General features: G+C 72.1%; 15 protein-coding genes. 4 read left to right on the top strand and 11 right to left on the bottom strand.

Annotation, left to right across the window (positions count from 1 at the left end):
* Window positions 1–255: 255 nt before the first annotated feature.
* The 11 genes from LIV37_RS36445 to rsmH all read right to left on the bottom strand — a co-directional run bounded on the left by LIV37_RS36445 (window position 256) and on the right by rsmH (window position 13,168).
* Window positions 256–1,053 carry a cell division protein FtsQ/DivIB gene (locus tag LIV37_RS36445; protein ID WP_020872075.1) on the bottom strand — a complete coding sequence of 266 codons (798 nt, stop codon included), beginning with the start codon at window positions 1,051–1,053 and terminating at the stop codon, window positions 256–258.
* Between the two features lie 13 nt (window positions 1,054–1,066).
* Complete coding sequence (gene murG / locus LIV37_RS36440; protein WP_020872074.1) at window positions 1,067–2,161, bottom strand: undecaprenyldiphospho-muramoylpentapeptide beta-N-acetylglucosaminyltransferase; 1,095 nt, start codon at window positions 2,159–2,161, stop codon at window positions 1,067–1,069.
* A 6-nt stretch (window positions 2,162–2,167) separates the two neighbouring features.
* A complete protein-coding gene (gene ftsW / locus LIV37_RS36435; protein ID WP_121824090.1) occupies window positions 2,168–3,619 on the bottom strand; it encodes a putative lipid II flippase FtsW in 1,452 nt (483 codons plus the stop codon).
* Window positions 3,620–3,673: 54 nt separating this feature from the next.
* Window positions 3,674–5,137 carry a UDP-N-acetylmuramoyl-L-alanine--D-glutamate ligase gene (gene murD / locus LIV37_RS36430; RefSeq protein WP_020872072.1) on the bottom strand — a complete coding sequence of 488 codons (1,464 nt, stop codon included), beginning with the start codon at window positions 5,135–5,137 and terminating at the stop codon, window positions 3,674–3,676.
* On the bottom strand, window positions 5,122–6,189 hold the full coding sequence (gene mraY, locus LIV37_RS36425; protein WP_044582076.1) for a phospho-N-acetylmuramoyl-pentapeptide-transferase: 1,068 nt from the start codon (window positions 6,187–6,189) through the stop codon (window positions 5,122–5,124). Before mraY ends, murD begins: the two co-directional genes overlap by 16 nt.
* 8 nt (window positions 6,190–6,197) lie before the next feature.
* Window positions 6,198–7,628 carry a UDP-N-acetylmuramoyl-tripeptide--D-alanyl-D-alanine ligase gene (locus LIV37_RS36420; RefSeq protein WP_020872070.1) on the bottom strand — a complete coding sequence of 477 codons (1,431 nt, stop codon included), beginning with the start codon at window positions 7,626–7,628 and terminating at the stop codon, window positions 6,198–6,200.
* Between the two features lie 62 nt (window positions 7,629–7,690).
* Entirely contained in the window at window positions 7,691–9,451 is a 1,761-nt protein-coding gene (locus tag LIV37_RS36415) for a UDP-N-acetylmuramoyl-L-alanyl-D-glutamate--2,6-diaminopimelate ligase (RefSeq protein ID WP_121824091.1), read from the bottom strand.
* Window positions 9,452–9,463: 12 nt separating this feature from the next.
* Entirely contained in the window at window positions 9,464–11,452 is a 1,989-nt protein-coding gene (locus LIV37_RS36410) for a peptidoglycan D,D-transpeptidase FtsI family protein (protein WP_121824092.1), read from the bottom strand.
* Entirely contained in the window at window positions 11,449–11,637 is a 189-nt protein-coding gene (locus LIV37_RS36405; protein WP_148717766.1) for a hypothetical protein, read from the bottom strand. Before LIV37_RS36405 ends, LIV37_RS36410 begins: the two co-directional genes overlap by 4 nt.
* Before the next feature lie 8 nt (window positions 11,638–11,645).
* Window positions 11,646–12,209 carry a cell division protein FtsL gene (gene ftsL / locus LIV37_RS36400; protein WP_121824093.1) on the bottom strand — a complete coding sequence of 188 codons (564 nt, stop codon included), beginning with the start codon at window positions 12,207–12,209 and terminating at the stop codon, window positions 11,646–11,648.
* Window positions 12,206–13,168, bottom strand: coding sequence for a 16S rRNA (cytosine(1402)-N(4))-methyltransferase RsmH (gene rsmH, locus LIV37_RS36395; protein ID WP_121824094.1), 963 nt, complete (start codon window positions 13,166–13,168; stop codon window positions 12,206–12,208). Before rsmH ends, ftsL begins: the two co-directional genes overlap by 4 nt.
* 409 nt (window positions 13,169–13,577) lie before the next feature.
* Between rsmH and LIV37_RS36390 the strand changes: the two genes are divergently transcribed.
* The 4 genes from LIV37_RS36390 to LIV37_RS36375 all read left to right on the top strand — a co-directional run bounded on the left by LIV37_RS36390 (window position 13,578) and on the right by LIV37_RS36375 (window position 19,222).
* Window positions 13,578–14,132: a beta-class carbonic anhydrase gene (locus LIV37_RS36390; protein WP_020872066.1), complete on the top strand. Its 555-nt coding sequence runs from the start codon at window positions 13,578–13,580 to the stop codon at window positions 14,130–14,132.
* A gap of 220 nt (window positions 14,133–14,352) precedes the next feature.
* Window positions 14,353–15,405 (top strand): AAA family ATPase, encoded by a 1,053-nt coding sequence (locus tag LIV37_RS36385; RefSeq protein ID WP_020872065.1) that lies wholly within the window; start codon window positions 14,353–14,355, stop codon window positions 15,403–15,405.
* Window positions 15,405–16,793, top strand: coding sequence for a DUF58 domain-containing protein (locus LIV37_RS36380; RefSeq protein WP_185058024.1), 1,389 nt, complete (start codon window positions 15,405–15,407; stop codon window positions 16,791–16,793). Before LIV37_RS36385 ends, LIV37_RS36380 begins: the two co-directional genes overlap by 1 nt.
* Window positions 16,790–19,222, top strand: coding sequence for a transglutaminase TgpA family protein (locus LIV37_RS36375; protein WP_020872063.1), 2,433 nt, complete (start codon window positions 16,790–16,792; stop codon window positions 19,220–19,222). The genes LIV37_RS36380 and LIV37_RS36375 overlap by 4 nt, the downstream gene beginning before the upstream one ends.
* The last annotated feature ends 135 nt before the right edge of the window (window positions 19,223–19,357 follow it).

Below are 19,357 nucleotides of genomic sequence, written 5' to 3'. Positions count from 1 at the left end.
TTACGTGTCGCCACCCCGCTCTTGCCGCGGTGCGCCGACTGATGCCGAATGGGACGGTTCCGATTGCCGACCCCAACCCTAACGCTGAAGTTTAGGGTTACCAGTGCCTCTGTTTCCCGGACTCTTCGGAACAGGACACTAAGTCGACAAGTGTCGCGCGTTCAATGAACACGCCGAACCTCCCGCTTTTCTTTTCACCCTATGTGATCACCCAGCGGGCTAGCCAACCAGGGTGCTGGCCTGCCGCTATCGACGTCAACTGCGAGACACCGCGGGGGCACTCGGCGCTTGGACATCGAAGTGGTCGGCGTCCGGCCGCGCTTTCATCAGGGCGGTGAGCGCCTTCGCCTTCGCCTCGCCGCGCTCTCCGCTCCCCCAGGCGATGGTACGTCCCCCGGTCAGCTCCAGGGTGATCGAATCGTACGAGCGGACCCGGAGGGAACGGGTGTCCTGGCGGACCTTCTCGGGGAGTTGGGTGACCACCCGGACCGCCTCGCGGCGCAGTCCGGTCGGGCCGAAATGGCGCGAACTCGGCGACCGATCCGGCTCCATTTCCAGCAGCGGAACCCCCTTCGGGCGCTTGCTCAGCGTGGAGAACCGGACTCCCGTGGCGTCCACTTCGTGGAACCTCCCGCCCTCTTCGACAATGGCTTCGGGCCTGCGTTCCGTCACCACCAGACTGATGGTGTGCGGCCATGACCGGGATACGTCCACTTTCGCAATCCGCTTCAGCCGCTCGCGTACACGGTGTTCGATCGCTCCGGTGTCCACCGTCACCAACGGGGTGTTCAGGGATACATCGGCGGCGTCGCGCACCTCCTCGACGGTGAGGACGGTGGTCCCGGCGACCCGCACCCGCTCGGTCCGCAGCCAGCTCGAGCCGTAGAGCAGCCAGACGGCCCCGGCACCGAGCAGGGTCACCGCCACCGCCGTCACCAGCAGGGTGCGGCGGCGGGGCGGCCGGAGCCTGCGACGGACCCGGAGGAGACGTGGGGGCGGGCCGGACGGAGTCATCCCTCGTGTGCCGCGCTCGGCGGTCGACGGTCCGGCCACGCTCCCTGCCTCCTCACGCCCGGCGGCGTGCGCTGATCGCCTCGTACACCATGCCGACCAGCAGCTCGTCGGCGTCCCTGCGGCCGAACTCGGCGGCGCGCCGGGACATCTCGTACAGCCGGTGCGGGTCGCCGAGCACCGGCAGCACATTGCTCTGCACCCACTCGGGGCTCAGCTCGGCGTCGTCGACCAGCAGCCCGCCGCCCGCCTTGACCACCGGCTGGGCGTTGAGCCGCTGCTCGCCATTGCCGATCGGCAGCGGGACGTAGGCGGCGGGGAGCCCGACGGCGGACAGTTCGGCGACGGTCATCGCGCCCGCACGGCAGAGCATCATGTCGGCCGCGGCGTACGCGAGGTCCATCCGGTCCACATACGGTACCGGGATATAGGGCGGCATTCCGGGCATGTTGTCAACATGCGGCATTTCGTTTTTCGGGCCGACCGCGTGCAGCACCTGGATCCCGGCGCGCTGGAGGAACGGCGCCACCGTCTGGACCACCTCGTTCAGCCGCCGCGCGCCCTGCGAGCCGCCGGAGACCAGCAGCGTCGGCAGGTTCTGGTCGAGCCCGAAGGCCGCGCGGGCCTCGGGCCGGACCGCGGCCCGGTCGAGGGTGGCGATGGAGCGGCGCAGCGGAATGCCCACATAGCGGGAGTTGCGGAGCTTGCTGTCCGGGGTGGAGACCGCCACGAAGTGGGCGTAACGGGAGCCGATCTTGTTGGCGAGGCCGGGGCGGGCGTTGGCCTCGTGGACGACGATCGGCACGCCGAGCCGCTTGGCCGCCAGGTATCCGGGCAGGGCCACATAGCCGCCGAAGCCGACGACGCAGTCGGCCTTGGTGCGCTCCAGGATCTGCTCGGCGGCCTTGATGGTGCCGCGCAGCCGCCCGGGGACGGTGATCAGTTCGGGGGTGGGCTTGCGCGGCAGCGGTACGGCCGGGATGAGCCCGAGCTCATAGCCGCGCTCCGGTACGAGCCGGGTCTCGAGCCCGCGCTCCGTGCCGAGCGCCGTGATCCCCACGGTCGGGTCCTGCCTGCGCAGGGCGTCCGCGAGGGCGAGCGCGGGCTCGATGTGGCCGGCGGTCCCCCCACCGGCGAGTACGACATGCACCGAAATTCACCGCTCTCCGGACGGCCGCCTCTTGACGGGCCGTCGCATCGTCTTCCGTCTCACCCGAGCCAGCTTCTTCCGCAAAGCAGGCTGCCGCATGGCCAGCGCCGCCCGCGCACCGGGCTCTGCCCGTGCGAAGGCGATCAGCAGGCCTACGGCGAACATGGTCGGCAGCAGGGCGGACCCTCCGTAGGAGAACAGCGGGAGCGGAACACCGGCGATCGGCAGCAGACCCAGCACCGCACCGATGTTGACCACGGCCTGGGCCGTGATCCAGGTGGTCACGCCTCCCGCGGCGTACCTCACGAAGGGGTCCTCCGTGCGTCCGGCCACGCGGATACCCGCATAGCCTAGAGCCGCGAAGAGAACGAGAACCGACAGCGTCCCCGCCAGACCGAGTTCCTCCCCGGTAATGGCGAAGATGAAGTCGGTATGCGGTTCGGGCAGTTCGCCCCATTTCTCCATACTTGCCCCGAGTCCTGAGCCGAACCATCCGCCGTTGGCGAGCGCGTAGATCCCGTGCACCGCCTGCCAGCACTGATCGTGCGCACCGGGCTCGGTGGCGCCGATGCAGGCGAGCCGGGACATCCGGTTGGCGCTGGTCTTGATGAGCAGCATGCCGATGACCCCGGCGAAGGCGAGGACGCCCACGAAGAGCCGGGTGGGGGCGCCGGCCAGCCACAGCAGGCCGAAAAGGATCGCCGTGAGAATGATCGCGGTACCCATGTCCCCGCCCAGCATGATCAGGCCGAGCAGCATGCCGGTCGCGGGCACCAGCGGGACCAGCAGGTGCTTCCACTGGGCCAGCAGCCGCTTGTCCTGTTTGCGGGCGAGAAGATCGGCGCCCCACAGGACCAGCGCGAGCTTGCCGAACTCACTGGGCTGGAGCAGGAACGGGCCGCCGAAGGAGATCCAGTTCTGGTTGCCGTTGACCGCGATGCCCATGCCCGGGACCTGCACAAGACACATCAGGAAGACCGAGACCGCGAGCAGCGGGTAGGCGAAGGCGCGGTGCAGTTTGATGGGCATCCGCACGGCGAGCAGCATCAGCCCGCCGCCGAGCGCGGCGGCGAAGAGCTGTTTGCGGAAGAAGTACGACGGTGAGAGCCCGGACTGCAGCGCCTTGATCTGGGAGGCGGAGTAGACCATCACCAGCCCGAGCACCAGGATCAGCAGCGAGCCGCCGAGCAGCAGGTAGTACGCGGTCAGCGGCCGGTCCCAGGCCCGCCTGAGACGCTGCTGAAGCCCGCGCAGGGCTTCGGGGACGCTCACCCTCGGCGGGCGGCGCGGAGGCCGGGAGGCGCCCGCCGTGCCGCGCGGACGGGCCGGTGACGCCGCCCGGCCCTTGCCCCGTACGGCCTCCCGCAGCCGCGGGGCGCCGCCCGAGCGCGGCACCGGGCGGCCGGTGCCGGGGCGGGCCGTCCGGGAGCGGGGGGCGGCGGGCTGGTCGGGCGTCATGTCGTATCCCCTCCGGTTTCCCCGCGCGGGCGGTCCTCGCGGGGGACCGGCGGGCTACTGATCGTCCGGGACCCGGCCGGAGGCCAGGTCATGAACCGCCGCGGCGAAGGCGTCGCCCCGCTTGTTGTAGTTGGTGAACATGTCCATCGAGGCACAGGCCGGGGCCATCAGGACGGTATCGCCCGGCCGGGCGAGCCGCGCCGCTTCGCGCACAGCCGCAGCCATCGCCCCAGTGTCGGTCCGGTCGAGGTCCACGACCGGGACATCTGCTGCGTGTCGCGCGAGCGCTTCCCGGATCAGGGCGCGGTCGGCGCCGATCAGCACCACGCCGCGCAGCCGCTTGGCCGCCGTGAGGACGAGTTCGTCGAAGGTGGCCCCCTTGGCGAGGCCGCCCGCGATCCACACGATGTGCTCATAGGCGCCCAACGACGCCTCCGCGGCATGGGTGTTGGTCGCCTTGGAGTCGTCGACGTAGGCCACGCCGCCGACGTCCGCCACGTGCTCCACCCGGTGCGGATCGGGCCGGAAGGCGCGCAGGCCGTCCCGTACGGCCGTCGGCGGGACGCCGTAGGCGCGGGCCAGGGCGGCCGCCGCGAGGGCGTTGGCGATGTTGTGCGGGGCCGGCGGGTTCACATCGGAGACCTCGGCGAGCTCCTGCGCCTGCTTCTGCCGGTCCGTCACGAAGGCCCGGTCGACGAGGATGTCCTCCACGACGCCGAGCTGGGAGGGGCCCGGGGTGCCGAGAGTGAAGCCGATCGCCCGGCAGCCCTCCTCGACGTCGGCCGCGCGCACCAGGTCCTCGGTGGCCGGGTCGGCCACGTTGTAGACACAGGCCACCTGGTTGCCCTCGTAGATCCGGCCCTTGTCGGCCGCGTAGGCCGCCATGGAGCCGTGCCAGTCGAGGTGGTCGGGGGCGAGGTTGAGCACCGCCCCGGAGTGGGCGCGCAGCGAGGGCGCCCAGTGCAGCTGGTAGCTGGAGAGCTCGACGGCCAGTACGTCGTACGGCTCGTCGCCCAGCACGATGTCCAGGAGCGAGACGCCGATGTTGCCGACGGCTGCGGTGCGCAGCCCGGCCGCCTCCAGGATGGCCGCCAGCATCCTTACGGTGGTCGTCTTGCCGTTGGTACCGGTGACCGCGAGCCAGGGCGGGGCGTCCTCACCGCGCAGCCGCCACGCCAGCTCCACATCGCCCCAGATGGGCACGCCCGCCTCGGCGGCGGCCAGGAAGAGCGGGCTGGTGGGCTTCCAGCCGGGGGTGGTCACGATCAGCTCGGTGCCGTCGGGAAGCGTCGCCCCGTCGCCGAGGCGGACCGTGATGCCCAGTGGCTCCAGCTCGGCCGCCTGGGCGCGCTGCGGTTCGCCGTCGCTGCCGTTGACCACGGTCACCGAGGCCCCGAGGCCCCGCAGCGCACGCGCTGCGGGGAGCCCGGAGACGCCGAGTCCGGCGACGGTGACCTGCCGTCCGGCGAGGTCGGCCACGTCGGGGGAGGCGGCGCCCGGCGTCACGAGGCCCGCCACCCCGCGTAGAAGAGGCCGAGACCGACGATCACGCACATGCCCTGGATGATCCAGAACCGGACCACCACAAGGACTTCGCTCCACCCCTTGAGTTCGAAGTGGTGCTGGAGCGGTGCCATCCGGAAGACCCGTCGCCCGGTCGTCCGGAAGGAGCCGACCTGGATGACCACGGACATGGTGATCAGGACGAACAGACCGCCGAGGAGGGCCAGCAGCAGCTCCGTACGGGAGCAGATGGCGAGGCCGGCGAGCGCGCCACCGAGCGCGAGCGAACCGGTGTCACCCATGAAGATCTTGGCGGGCGAGGTGTTCCACCACAGGAAGCCGAAGCACGCGCCCATCAGGGCGGAGGCGACGACGGCCAGGTCGAGCGGGTCGCGGACCTCGAAGCAGGACGCCGGGTTGGTGAGGGTCTCCGCGTTGGCGCAGGACTCCTGGTACTGCCAGACGCCGATGAAGGTGTAGGCGCCGAAGACCATCACGGAGGCGCCGGTGGCCAGACCGTCGAGACCGTCGGTGAGGTTCACGCCGTTCGACATCGCCAGGATCATGAACAGCGCCCAGATCGCGAAGATCACCGGGCCGAAGGACCAGCCGAAGTCCTGGACGAAGGAGAGCCGGTCGGAGGCGGGGGTCTGCTGGCGCGCGTCGGCGAAGTTCAGTGCGAGGATCGCGAAGGCGATACCGACGATCAGCTGACCGGCCATCTTGGCCTTGGCCCGCAGGCCCAGGCTGCGCTGCTTGACGATCTTGATGTAGTCGTCGAGGAAGCCGACCAAGCCCATGCCCGCGAACAGGAAGAGCACCAGCACGCCCGAGAAGGTCGGCTGGCTGCCCGTGATCACCTTCGCCAGGGCGTAGGCGATCAGCGTGGCCAGGATGAAGGAGATTCCGCCCATCGTGGGCGTGCCCTGCTTGCTGCCGTGGGTGCGCGGGCCGTCGTCCCGGATGAACTGGCCGTAGCCCTTGCGCGCCAGCAGCTTGATCAGCAGCGGGGTGCCGATCAGGGTCAGAAAGAGCCCGATGGCTCCCGAGAAGAGGATCTGCCTCATGCCACCCATTAGTGGATGCCCTCACCCTCGCCCTCGAGCAACGCCTGCGCGACCTGCTCCAGCCCCACCGACCTGGATGCCTTCACCAACACGACGTCCCCCGGTCGCAGCTCGCTGCGCAGCAGATCGACCGCTGCCCGCACGTCGGACACGTGCACCGACTCCTCACCCCACGAACCCTCGTTCTTGGCGCCCATGTCCAGCCAGGCGGCCTCCTGGCCGCCGACCGCCACGAGCTTGCTGACGTTGAGCCGGACGGCCAGCCGCCCGACCGCGTCGTGCTCGGCCAGTGACTCCTCGCCCAGCTCGGCCATCGGGCCGAGCACCGCCCACGTGCGACGCCCCGGTGTGGCAGCGCCCATGGCGACCAGCGCGCGCAGCGCTGCTCGCATGGACTCGGGGTTCGCGTTGTAGGCGTCGTTGACGACCGTCACGCCGTCCGAGCGCTCGGTGACCTCCATCCGCCAGCGGGAGAGCTGCCCCGCCTCGGAGAGCGCCACGGCGATCTCGTCGACGGACATGCCCAACTCATGGGCGACGGCGGCCGCGGCGAGCGCGTTCGACACGTGGTGCTCACCGTACAGGCGCATGGTCACTTCGCTGCACCCGGTAGGGGTGTGAAGCGTGAAGGCGGGACGGCCGCCATCGGCGAGCCGGACATTCCCGGCACGCACATCGGCGTCCTCGGCCTCGCCGAACAGAACGGTGCGGGCCTTGGTGCGCGACGCCATGGCGCGCACGAAGGGATCGTCGGCGTTGAGCACCGCCACCCCGCCCTCCACGGCGGACGGCAGGGACTCCACGAGCTCGCCCTTGGCCTCGGCGATCTGCTCCCGGCCGCCGAACTCCCCGATATGGGCGGTGCCGACGTTGAGCACGAGTCCGATACGGGGCGGGGTGAGAGTGGCCAGGTACCGGATGTGGCCCTTACCGCGGGCGCCCATTTCCAGCACCAGGTGCTGGGTGGCCTCGTCGGCGCTGAGCGCGGCCACAGGCAGCCCGATTTCGTTGTTGAAGTTGCCCGGCGTCCATACGGTGGGGCCGCGGCGCTGGAGCAGTTGGGCGATGAGGTCCTTGGTGCTCGTCTTGCCCGCGGAGCCGGTGAGGGCGACCACGGTGGTGCCCAGGCGCTCCACGACGGCGCGCGCGAGCGCTCCCATGGCGGCGATGACGTCGGGGACGACGATCGCCGGTACGGGGGCGTCCGGAGTGCCGACGGGGCGGGCGGCCAGGACCGCCGCGGCGCCCGCCTCGACCGCGCCCCTGGCGAAGTCGTGGCCGTCCACGCGCTCCCCGGGGAGCGCGGCGAAGAGGCTGCCGGGCCGCACCTCACGGGAGTCGATCACGACAGGGCCCGTGACCTTCAGGTCCGGGTCCGGTATGTCGTGCGGCTGTCCACCGACTAGGTCGGCGATCTCGGTGAGGGACAGTGCGATCACTGATCACCTCCGGCCGTGTGGGAGAGCTGCCTGGAGAGGGCTGGTGCGCGCATGGCGGTCTGTCATCCCTGGTCGTCTAGGTGTTTGTCCCGGTGCTGTGGGCTCGCCTCCGGGCGCGTGGCATCGCGCCCGTGGGCTCGCTCACTGAGCTCGATGGCTTCGCGGAGTACCTGGCGGTCGTCGAAGGCCCGGATGACGCCCGCGATGTCCTGGCCCAGCTCGTGGCCCTTGCCCGCCACGATGACGGTGTCACCCGGCTCGGCGCGGGCGACGGCGGCCGCGATGGCGTTGGCCCGGTCCTCCTCGACCAGCACATCACCGCGCTCGTGCGCGGGCACCTCGGCGGCGCCCGCCAGCATGGCGGCGAGGATCGCGAGCGGGTCCTCGGAGCGGGGGTTGTCGGAGGTGAGGACGGCCGTGTCGGAGTACCGGGCCACCGCGGCGCCCATGGGGCCGCGCTTGAGCCGGTCGCGGTCCCCGCCGCAGCCGAGGACGGCGTGCAGCCTGCCGTCGGTCACCTTACGGAGGGCACGCAGCACCGACTCCACGGCGTCGGTCTTGTGGGCGTAGTCGACGACCGCGAGATAGGGCTGGCCCACGTCGACCCGCTCCAGCCGGCCCGGTACGCCGGGGACGGCGGCGACGCCGTCGGCGGCCGTCTGCGGGTCGATCCCGGCGACGGCGAGCGCGACTACGGCGGCGAGCGCGTTGGCCACGTTGAAGGGTCCGGGGAGGGGCGCGGCGGCCCGTACGGACTCACCGTTCGGGCCGACGGCGGTGAAGGTCGAGCCGAGCGGGCCCACCTCGACGTCCGCGGCGCGCCAGTGGGCGTCGGGGTGGCCCTCGGCGGAGAAGGTGGTGACGGGCACCTCGGACTGCTCGATCAGGCGGCGGCCGTACTCGTCGTCGTAGTTGATCACTCCGAGACGGCTGCGGGCCTTGGTGAACAGCTGGGCCTTGGCCTGGAAGTAGTCCTCCATACCGGAGTGGAACTCCATGTGCTCCGGGCTGAGGTTGTTGAAGACCGCGACGTCGAAGACGCAGCCGTCGACGCGGCCGAGGACCAGGGCGTGGCTGGAGACCTCCATGACGACCGAGCGGACCTCGCGCTCCCGCATCACCGCGAACAGGGCCTGGAGGTCGGTGGCCTCGGGGGTGGTGCGCTCGGACTTGATGCGCTCGTCGCCGATCCGCATCTCCACGGTGCCGATGAGACCCGTAAGGCCGCCGTCGTGCTTCGCGGCGGCCTTGAGGCCGCCCTCGATGAGATACGCGGTCGTGGTCTTGCCGGAGGTGCCGGTGATGCCGATCTGGAGCAGGTCGTGACCCGGCTCGCCGTAGATCGTGGCGGCCAGCGCGCCCATCCGGCCGCGCGGGTTGTCCACCGCGAGGACCGGCAGCCCGGTGGCGGCGGCGCGCTCGGCGCCGGCCGGGTCGGTCAGCACCGCGACCGCGCCGAGGTCGGCGGCCTGGGCGGCGAAGTCCGCGCCGTGGAGGCGGGCACCGGCCAGCGCGGCGTACACATCGCCGGGGCGTACGGCCCGCGAGTCATGGGTGATCCCGGTGACCGCGGCCCCTTCCGAGGCTTCGGGGGCTTCGACGCCCAGCTGATCCGCCAGCTCCGCCAGCGGGATCGGGCGGACCTGGAGAGGACGGGGCGCTCCCGGGTATTCCACAGAAACGTCCTTCTGAGGGGTTTGGGACTGATCAGCGTGGGGCACGGCGGTGAGCGTACCCGGGACACCCGCTCCCCCGCGAAATGAGGCGGCGGTGCGGGGCCGTACCGGACCGTGGTTCCCGGGGTCCGGCGTGATCGTCATCACTGCTGGGCCCGCTCACTGGCCCGGGTTGTAGCTCACCGGGAGCCGTTTGGGCTGCTTCCCGGAGGGCGGGACCTGCAGGGCCTTGAGGCCGAACTCCATGACCTTCTTGTAGACCGGTCCGCAGACCTGACCGCCGAAGTAGCTGCCCTTGGTCGGGTTCTGAACGGCACAGTAGACCGTCAGCCGAGGTTTGTCGGCCGGGGCGAAGCCGGCGAAGGACGCGGTGTAGCCGCGGTAGCGGCCGGTTTTGGGGTCCACCCGGTTGGAGGTGCCGGTCTTGCCCGCGACAAGATAGCCCGGGATCTTCGCCTTGGCACCGGTGCCCTGCTGATCGTCGACGACCGACTCCAGCATCTCGGCGAGCGTCTTCGCGGTCTTCTTACTGACGACACGGGTCTTCTTGGGGGCGGGCGCGGCGGTGAAGTCGCCACCGGGCCCCCTGGCGCCGCGGACGAGGGTGGGCGCGATGCGCTCGCCCCCGTTGGCGATGGTGGAGTACACCGAGGCCGCCTGGATGGCATTGAGCGAAAGCCCCTGGCCGAAGGGGATGGTGTACTGCTGCGAGGTGCTCCAGTCCTGCGGCTTGGCCAGGATGCCCGGGGTCTCGCCGGGGAAGCCGAGCCCGGTGGGCTGGCCGATCCCGAACTTGCGCAGGTAGGAGTAGAGGATCTGGTTCTTCTGCCGCTTGGTCTTGGCCAGCTGCTCGGTGGCGAGGATCGTGCCGATGTTGCTCGACTTGGCGAGCACGCCGTTGAGCGTGAGGTACCAGGTCGAATGGTCGATGTCGTCGGCGAAGGCCCGGTCCGCGCGGGGCAGCCGGTTGGGGACCACCACATGCGTGTCCCAGCGCGCCACGCCCTCCTGGAGGACGGCGGCCATGGACATCAGCTTGCTGACGCTGCCGGGCTCGTAGGCGTCGGTGACCGCGGCGTTGCCCAGGGCGTCGGCGTCCGTGGTGGTGATGTCGTTGGGGTCGAAGCCGGGGGCGTTGGCCATGGCCAGCAGCTGCCCGGTGCGGGTGTCCTGGACGATGACGTAGCCGCGGTCGGCCCCGGACTTGCGCACCTGGTCGGCGATGGCGCTCTGGGCGGCCCACTGGATGTCCCGGTCGATGGTCAGCTCGTAGTCGCTGCCGGGGACCGCGGGCTGCTCCCTGACGTCACCGGTGGGCACCTGGTGGCCGCCGGACTGGGCGTAGACGCGCTTGCCGTCCTTGCCCGCGAGCTTCCTGTTGAGCTGCTGCTCGAGCCCGGCGGAGCCGCGTCCGTCGGCGCCCACGAATCCCAGTATCCCGGCGGCGAGGTCCCCGTTCGGATAGACCCGCTTGCTGTGCGCCTCGCGGTTGACCCCGGCCAGGACGTTGGTGCCCTTGCCCTTGGCCGCCGCGTCGTCCAGGGCGCTCTTCAGGTCCTTGATCTGGTTCCAGACCTGCGGGGACTGCTGCCGGGCGAGCACGACGTACTGCGACCTGGGGTTGTCGGTGAGCTTCTGCTCCAGGTCCGCCTCGTCCTTGCCGAGGATCGGTGCGAGCAGGGCCGCGGCCTGGCGGGGCGCGTCGTGGGACTTGGCCGTCTTGGGCGTGAGGAGGTCGGGGGCGGCGGTGATGTCGTAGGCGTCCACCGTGGTCGCCAGGTCGACACCGTTGCGGTCGGTGATGGAGCCGCGCTCGGCGGACAGCTTCACCGGGATGTAGCGGTTGACGTTGGCCTTGGCCGCGTAGGCGCTGGCGTCGACGGCCTGCACCTGGAGCAGCCGTACGACGAAGGCCAGCATGACGAGGGTGAGGCCGAGGCTGATCAGCCGCAGCCGGGGGCGCGGGCTGCCCAGTCGCAGCTGCTGGGGAGCGCCGGGGCGGGGGCGCGGGGCCGGGCGGCCGGACGGTCCGCCCTGGCGGCGGCGCTCATCGGGGCGCCGCCCCGGGTCCTGGCGCGGGCGGCGGTCGCCGCGGGGTCCGGCCGGGCCGGGCACCCCGCGGCGGCGGGGGTCCTGGGGCGCGCTCACGCGACGGCCGCCCTCGGCTCGATGGCCGCCCTCGGGTCGGCGACCGTTCTCGGGTCAGTGGCCGTCCACGGCTCGGCGACCGCCCTCCGGTCGGTGGCCGTCCACGGCTCGGTGGCCGTCCACCGCGCGCGGGCGGTCGTCCGCGCGGGCGGAGTGGGCTGGGCGCAGGCTGGGGATCGCGTCACCGTGTCACCTACTGAGGGGCCGGGGTGGAGTTCGCGGAGGCGGAGGCGGAGGGGCCTGCGGGCAGCCCCCATGGGGTCACCGAGGCCGTGGCGGACGGCGGCGCCGGCGGCGCGAGGGCGGACGGAGTGGTCGACGCCTCGGACAGGACGGGCGACGCCTCGGACGGCGTGGTGCCGAGCGAGGGCGGCAGCACCCGGCCGGGGCCGCCGAGCACCGAGGGCTGCCCCGTGGCGGGGGCGGGCACCCCGCTGACCGAGCCGTCCGGGTTGAGGAAGGCAGGGGTGCCGCCGGGCACCATCCCCAGCTCCCGGGCGCGCCGCTCGAGCTCGGCGGGCGCGGAGAGCTTGTCCACGTCCTGCTGGAGGGCCTGGCGCTCGTCGGTGAGCTCCTTGGTCTGCTTCTCCAGCCTGGTGAGCTCGAACGACCCCTGGTTGAGGGAGGAGTTCAGCAGCAGCAGGGCGATCAGGCCGGAGCCGAGCAGGACCACGACGAGCAGCACGAAGGGCGTGCGCCTGGCCGTGGTGGCGCCCAGCGCCGGCCGTCCTTTCGGGCCCGGCCCCCGCGCGCTCATGGGGCGACCTCTTCCCGGATGCGCTCCGCCCCCCGGAACCGCGCCGGGGCGGCCCGGCGGTTCTCGGCGATCTCCTGCTCGGTGGGCAGCTCCGCGCCACGGGTGAGCAGCTTCAGCCGGGGCTGGTACTGCTCGGGGATGACCGGCAGCCCCGGGGGTGCCGTATTGCCGGCACCGGCCGCGAGCACCTGCTTGACCAGGCGGTCCTCCAGCGAGTGATACGACAGCACCGCGATCCGCCCGCCGACCGCGAGCGCCCTCACGGCCGCCGGGATGGCCCGCTCCAGGACCGCGATCTCACCGTTGACCTCGATCCGCAGCGCCTGGAAGGTGCGCTTGGCCGGATTGCCCCCGGTGCGCTTGGCGGCCTGCGGCAGCGCATCGCGGATCAGCTCGACGAGCCGGGCGCTGTTGGTGAACGGCTCCTTGGCGCGTTCGCGCACCACCGCGTCCACGATCTTCCTCGCGAACTTCTCCTCGCCGTACGTCCGCAGGATGCGCACCAGGTCGCCCGGCGGATAGGTGTTGAGCACCTCGGCCGCGCTGACTCCGGTGGTCTGGTCCATCCGCATGTCCAGCGGGGCGTCCTGGGCGTAGGCGAAGCCGCGCCCGGCCTCGTCCAGCTGCATGGACGACACTCCGAGGTCGAAGAGGATCCCCTGGACGCGCGGGACGCCGAGCCGGTCGAGGACCTCGGGCAACTCGTCGTAGACCGCGTGGACCAGCGTCGCCCGATCGCCGTAAGGGGCGAGCCGCTCCCCGGCGAGCCGCAGCGCGGACGGGTCGCGGTCCAGGGCGATCAGTCGGGCTTCGGGGAAGTCGCGCAGCAGCGCCTCGCTGTGGCCGCCGAGGCCCAGGGTGCAGTCGACCGCGACCGCGCCGGGCTGGGCGAGAGCGGGGGCCAGCATGTCCAGACAGCGCTGGAGCATGACGGGAACATGGAGAGCGTTACTGCTCATTGCGCTGCTCGTGCGCCCTTCTGAGGATCGGGCGAGGATGATACGCACCGCCGGGTCCCCGCCCGCTCTGAAGGGGAAGTGGCCTACTGGCGCCGGGGAAGTGACGTCAGGCGACCGGAGCGGGAGGAGGCCGAGGGGTACGTACGCACCGCGCTCACGCGAAATTCCGGGATCCGAGGGGAGCGTCACGCCTCCCACTTCGCGCCACTTTAGTCCACTCGTCCCTTCGGTCAACCAACCGGCCTGCGCGTCCCGCCCCAGGGGTGGTATCCCCTCCCCCGGGCACCGGACCGAGGGGCGCGGGGGGTTGTGGAGTGCCTAACATCACCCCTTCGGCCCACCCCGTTGCCCCCGTTTGCCCTACCTAAAGAGAAGACAAAATTCCCTGGTGAGAGGTAGCGTCGTCATCATGTCGATATCAGCGCCGCAGCCGAACCCGTCCACCGACCGCGACGCCCGTACGGGAGACACGGTCACCGACAGCCTCGTGGAGGCCAACCGCAGTTACGCCGAGAAGTTCACCGACCCGGGGATGGACGCGCGGCCGGTGCGGCGCGTCGCCGTCGTCGCGTGCATGGACGCCCGTCTGGACCTGCACGAGGCACTCGGCCTGGAGCTGGGGGACTGCCACACCATCCGCAACGCCGGTGGTGTGGTCACCGACGACATCATCCGTTCCCTGACCATCAGCCAGCGGGCCCTCGGGACCCGCAGCGTCGTGCTCATCCACCACACCGGCTGCGGTCTGCTGAGCCTCACCGAGGACTTCCGGCACGAGCTGGAGGAGGAGGTGGGACAGCGGCCGTCGTGGGCGGTCGAGGCGTTCAAGGACCTCGACGCCGACGTCCGCCAGTCGATGGAGCGGGTGCGCACCTCGCCGTTCCTGGTGCACACCGACGACGTCCGCGGCTTCGTCTTCGACGTGACGACGGGTCTGCTGCGGGAGGTCGCGCCGCGGACGTGAGACGTGCTGGAGATACGGAAGGGATTCAGCACTCGAACTCGTACAAGCGTGACAAATAACCCCGGGTTATCCACAGCCGAGTGACGCGAGGCCGCGGAGACCGCAAGAATGCATAGGTGACATCGTCCCCCGCAACCACGCGGGGGTCCGATGTCAGCGTTTGCGGTGGGCCGGTCCGTTCCGAGGGCAACGGCCCTGAGAACGGGCCGAGGAGGGCCGGGTGACGACCTATGACGAGCGAGCGAGCCTCAGCGATCTGACCACCACAGCGGATCGGATCCGCAGGTCGGTGGAGGGTGTGATCGAGGGCAAGCCCGAGGTCGTACGGCTTTCGCTGACCGTGCTGCTCGCCGAGGGGCATCTGCTGATCGAGGACGTCCCGGGCGTGGGCAAGACGATGCTGGCCAAGGCGCTCGCCCGGTCCATCGACTGCTCCGTGCGGCGGATCCAGTTCACCCCGGACCTGCTGCCGTCCGACATCACCGGCGTGAGCATCTTCGACCAGCAGCGCAAGGAGTTCGAGTTCAAACCGGGCGCCATCTTCGCCCAGATCGTGATCGGCGACGAGATCAACCGCGCCTCGCCCAAGACCCAGTCGGCGCTGCTGGAGTCGATGGAGGAGCGCCAGGTCACCATCGACGGCGAAAGCTATGAGCTGCCCAACCCCTTCATGGTGGTGGCCACGCAGAACCCGGTCGAGATGGAGGGCACCTATCCGCTGCCCGAGGCGCAGCGCGACCGCTTCATGGCCCGTGTCTCCATCGGGTACCCGAGCCCGCAGGCCGAGCTCCAGATGCTGGACGTCCACGGCGGGGTGTCCCCGCTGGACGACCTGCAGCCCGTGGCGCACGCCCATGAGATCGTCAAGCTGATCGAGGCGGTGCGCTCGGTGCACGTCGCCGAGGCCGTCCGGCGTTACGCGGTGGACCTGGTGACCGCCACCCGCAACCACCCCGACCTGCGGCTGGGCGCCTCGCCGCGCGCCACGCTGCATCTGCTGCGGGCCGCCAAGGCGTCGGCCGCGCTGGCCGGGCGGGACTTCGCGCTGCCGGACGATGTGCAGACCCTCGCCGTCGCGGTGCTGGCCCACCGGCTGCTGCCCACCGCGCAGGCCCAGCTGAACCGCCGCACCTCCGAGCAGGTCGTCGCGGACATCGTGCAGCGCACCCCGGTGCCCACCTCCGCCCAGCGCGGCGCGGGCGGGATGCCACCCATGCCGCCCATGCCCCCGGCCGACTTCGGGCGGCAGCAGCCGGGCGCGCGGAGGCTGTGATGGCCGCAGGGGGGACGGACATGGGCCCCGAGGGGCCCGGCGCCGGCGAGCAGCCGGGCGGGCTGCGGGCCGCCCTCGCCGGTCTGACCACCCGCGGCCGTTCCTTCCTGGCCGCCGGGGTGGCGGCCGCGGTGTGCAGCTATGTCCTGGGCCAGGCGGATCTGCTCCGGGTCGGGCTGCTGCTGGCCGCGCTGCCGCTGGTCTGTGTGGCCGTGGTCTACCGCACCCGGTACCGGGTGGCGGGCAGCCGACGGCTCGCGCCCGCGCGGGTGCCCGCGGGCTCCGAGGCCCGGGTGCACCTGCGGATGGACAATGTCTCGCGGCTGCCCACCGGGCTGCTGATGCTCCAGGACCGGGTGCCGTACGTGCTGGGGCCGCGCCCCAGGTTCGTCCTGGACCGGGTGGAGCCGGGCGGCCGCCGCGAGGTCTCCTACCGGGTCCGCTCCGATCTGCGCGGCCGCTATCCGCTGGGCCCGCTCCAGCTGCGGCTGAGCGATCCGTTCGGGATGTGCGAGCTCACCCGCGCCTTCAGCGCCTACGACACGCTCACCGTGGTGCCCCGGGTCGAGCCGCTCCCCCCGGTGCGCCTGACCGGCGAGGCCGCGGGGTACGGGGACGGGCGGCACCGCTCGCTGGCCCTGGCCGGTGAGGACGACGTCATCCCGCGCGGCTACCGCATAGGCGACGATCTGCGCCGGGTGCACTGGCGCTCCACCGCGCGCTACGGGGAGCTCATGGTCCGCCGGGAGGAGCAGCCGCAGCGGGCCCACTGCACGGTGCTGCTGGACACCCGGCGCACCGCCCACTACGGCTCCGGGCCGGACTCGGCCTTCGAATGGGCGGTCTCCGGGGCGGCCTCGGCCGCGGTCCACCTGCTGGAGCGGGGCTATGCGGTCCGGCTGCTGACCGACACCGGAAGCTCGGTGCCCGGCCCGGACGGCGGAGGCGGCTTCACCGGTTCCACCCATGACTCGGCGGAGACGGCCGGGCTGATGCTGGACACCCTCGCCGTGGTGGACCACTCCGACGGCGGAGGGCTCTCGCCCGCCTATGAGGTGCTGCGCGGCGGCGGCGAGGGGCTGCTGGTGGCCTTCCTGGGCGATCTGGACGAGGAGCAGGCGGTGATGGCCGCCCGGATGCGCCACCGCACCACGGCCGCCGTGGCCTTCGTGCTGGACGGCGCCGCCTGGTCGCGCGGGGCGGAGTTCGGCGGCACACAGGAGCTGGAGGACCGGCTGCGGCGGCTGCGCGAGGCGGGGTGGACGGCGCTGCCGGTCGGCCCCGGGGCCTCGCTGGCGCAGCTGTGGCGGCAGGCCGACGCCCAGGGCGCCACCCGGGCGGACGCCGGAAGCCGCGCGGTCGGCGGCATGACAGGGAGCTGGACATGAGTGGAAGCGTTCGGCTCGCGATATGTGCGGCGCTGGCCACGGTGGCGGCGGGCTGTGCGCTGCTGCCGCTGGTGGATCCGGCGAGCTGGCTGTTGCAGGCCGTCCTGTTGCTGACGGTCCAGAGCGCCGCGGGCGTGGTGGCCCGCCGGGTGCCGCTGGCCCGCCCGCTGACACTGGCCGCGCAGGCCGTGGTGACGCTGCTGCTGCTCACCCTGGCCTTCGCGCACGATCAGGCGCTGGGCGGGCTGCTGCCGAGCCCGCAGGCGCTCCACGAGTTCGCCCTGCTGCTGCGCGACGGCGCCGACGACGTGGGGCAGTACGCGATCCCCGCGCCGCTCACCGACGGCATCCGGCTGATGCTGGTGGGCGGGGTGCTGGTGATCGGCCTGGTGGTCGACGCGCTCGCGGTCACGTACCGCAGCGCGGCCCCCGCCGGGCTTCCGCTGCTCGCGCTCTACTCGGTCGCGGCCGGCCTGTCCGACGACGGGAGCGACTGGCTGTGGTTCCTGCTGGCGGCGGCCGGGTATCTGCTGCTGCTCCTGGCCGAGGGCCGGGACCGGCTGTCCCAGTGGGGCCGGGTGTTCAGCGGCGGAGCCCCGCATCCGTCGGGGATGCCGCCCTCGGGCCTGGCCGGGGCCGGAGGCAGCCCGGCGCTCGCCCCGGTCCGCACCGGCCGCAGGATCGGCGTGCTGGCGCTCGGCATCGCGCTCGCGGTGCCCGCGGTGCTGCCGTCCCTGGACGGCGGGCTGCTGGACCGGCAGGGCGGCAGCGGTGGGGCGGGCAGCGGCGGCGGCACGATCTCGGCGGTCAATCCGCTGGTGTCGCTCCAGGACAGCCTGAACCAGCCGGAGAACAAGGAGGTGCTGCGCTATCGCACCTCCTCGCAGACCACCCAGGACCTCTATCTGCGGATCGTGGCGCTGGACCGGTTCGACGGCACCTCGTGGAAGTCGTCCGAGCGGCATGTCACCGATGTGCCCAGTCAGCTTCCCTCGCCCGCCGGGCTCGGCCCCTCGCTCCGGGTCTCGTCGATCGACACCTCGATCTCGGCCGCCGATTGGTACGCGCAGAACTGGCTGCCCCTCCCCTACCCCGCGTCCAAGGTCGAGATCGACGGGCGCTGGCGCTATGAGCCGGAGGGCCGCACGCTGGTCGGCGACCGCGGCCAGACCACCCGGGGCGCGCGCTACCGGGTCACCAGTCTGCTGGTGGAGCCGACGGCCGACCAGCTGGCGGCCGCCCCGGCACCGCCCTCCCGGCTGCGGAACGAGTACACCGAGGTGCCGGACTCGCTGCCGTCCGTGGTGGCCCGCACGGCGCGGGAGGTGACCGCAGGCGCGACGAACGCGTACGAGAAGGCGGTCAAGCTCCAGGACTGGTTCGCGGTGAACGGAGGATTCCGTTACGACACCCAGGTGCAGTCCGGCAGCGGCTCGGCCGCCATCGTCCGGTTCCTGAAGCAGAAGGAGGGCTTCTGCGTCCACTTCTCCTTCTCGATGGCGGCGATGGCCCGGACGCTGGGCATTCCGGCGCGGGTCGCGGTCGGGTTCACTCCCGGCACCGCCCAGGCGGACGGCTCGGTGTCGGTGGGTCTGAAGGACGCGCACGCCTGGCCGGAGCTGTACTTCGAGGGCGTGGGCTGGACCCGTTTCGAGCCCACCCCGAGCCGTGGCACCCAGCCCGACTACACGATGGACCAGACGCCCTCGGGCACCCCGACCGACGAGCCCACGACCGAGCCCACCGAGACCTCCGAGCCGACGGCCGCGCCGACCGCGTCCGACAGCTGCTCCCCGGACATGAAGAAGCTGGGTACCTGTGGCGGCGCCGCGGCCCAGCAGCCGGACAACGGCGCCTCGGGCGGGGGCTGGTCGGCCACCAAGGTCACCAGCTGGAGTTCGCTGGCGGTGCTGCTGGCCGTCGTGCCCCTGCTGCCCATGCTGTGGCGGCGGCGGATACGGGCCCGCAGACTGAACGGCTCGGGCGGGCGCACCGAGCAGGACGCCGTCGACCGGGTGCTCGCCGCATGGCGTGAACTCACCGACTCGGCCTGGGACTTCGGCGTACTGCCGGACGACTCGCTGACCTCGCGCAGAGCGGTGGCCCGGATGGTGCGGATCGCCGGGCTCGACGACGAACCGGCCCGGGCGGCGCAGCGGGTGGCCGAGGCGGTCGAGCAGGTGCTGTACGCACCACAGCCGCGCCCGGTCACGGGCGTCGCGGACGACGTCCGGCTGGTGCTGGCCGGATTCCGGGCCAAGGCGGGGCGGCGGGAGCGGCTGCGGGCGCTGCTGGCCCCGCGGTCCGCGGCCCAGCTGGCGTGGGCGGCCGGACAGCGCTGGTCGGCGCTGGTCGAGCGGTGGGGAGCGCCCCGCTGGGTCCGCTGGGCCTCCCAGCTCCGGACCCCGCGCGGCCAGCAGGAGAACTGATCCCCGGGCGGCCCTGAGCGCCTGTGACCAAGCCCCCGCGCATGGCGCGGGGGCTTGGTCGTGAGTGGGAGGGGCTGCGGCAGGCCCGGGCCCGGCCACAGGCGGAAAGGGAAGAGGGCTACAGCGCGGCCGGAA

The sequence above is a fragment of the Streptomyces rapamycinicus NRRL 5491 genome (assembly GCF_024298965.1).
Classification (GTDB): Bacteria; Actinomycetota; Actinomycetes; order Streptomycetales; family Streptomycetaceae; genus Streptomyces; species Streptomyces rapamycinicus.
Note: the sequence above shows the minus strand (reverse complement) of the source record. Positions and strands in the feature narration are given on the sequence as shown.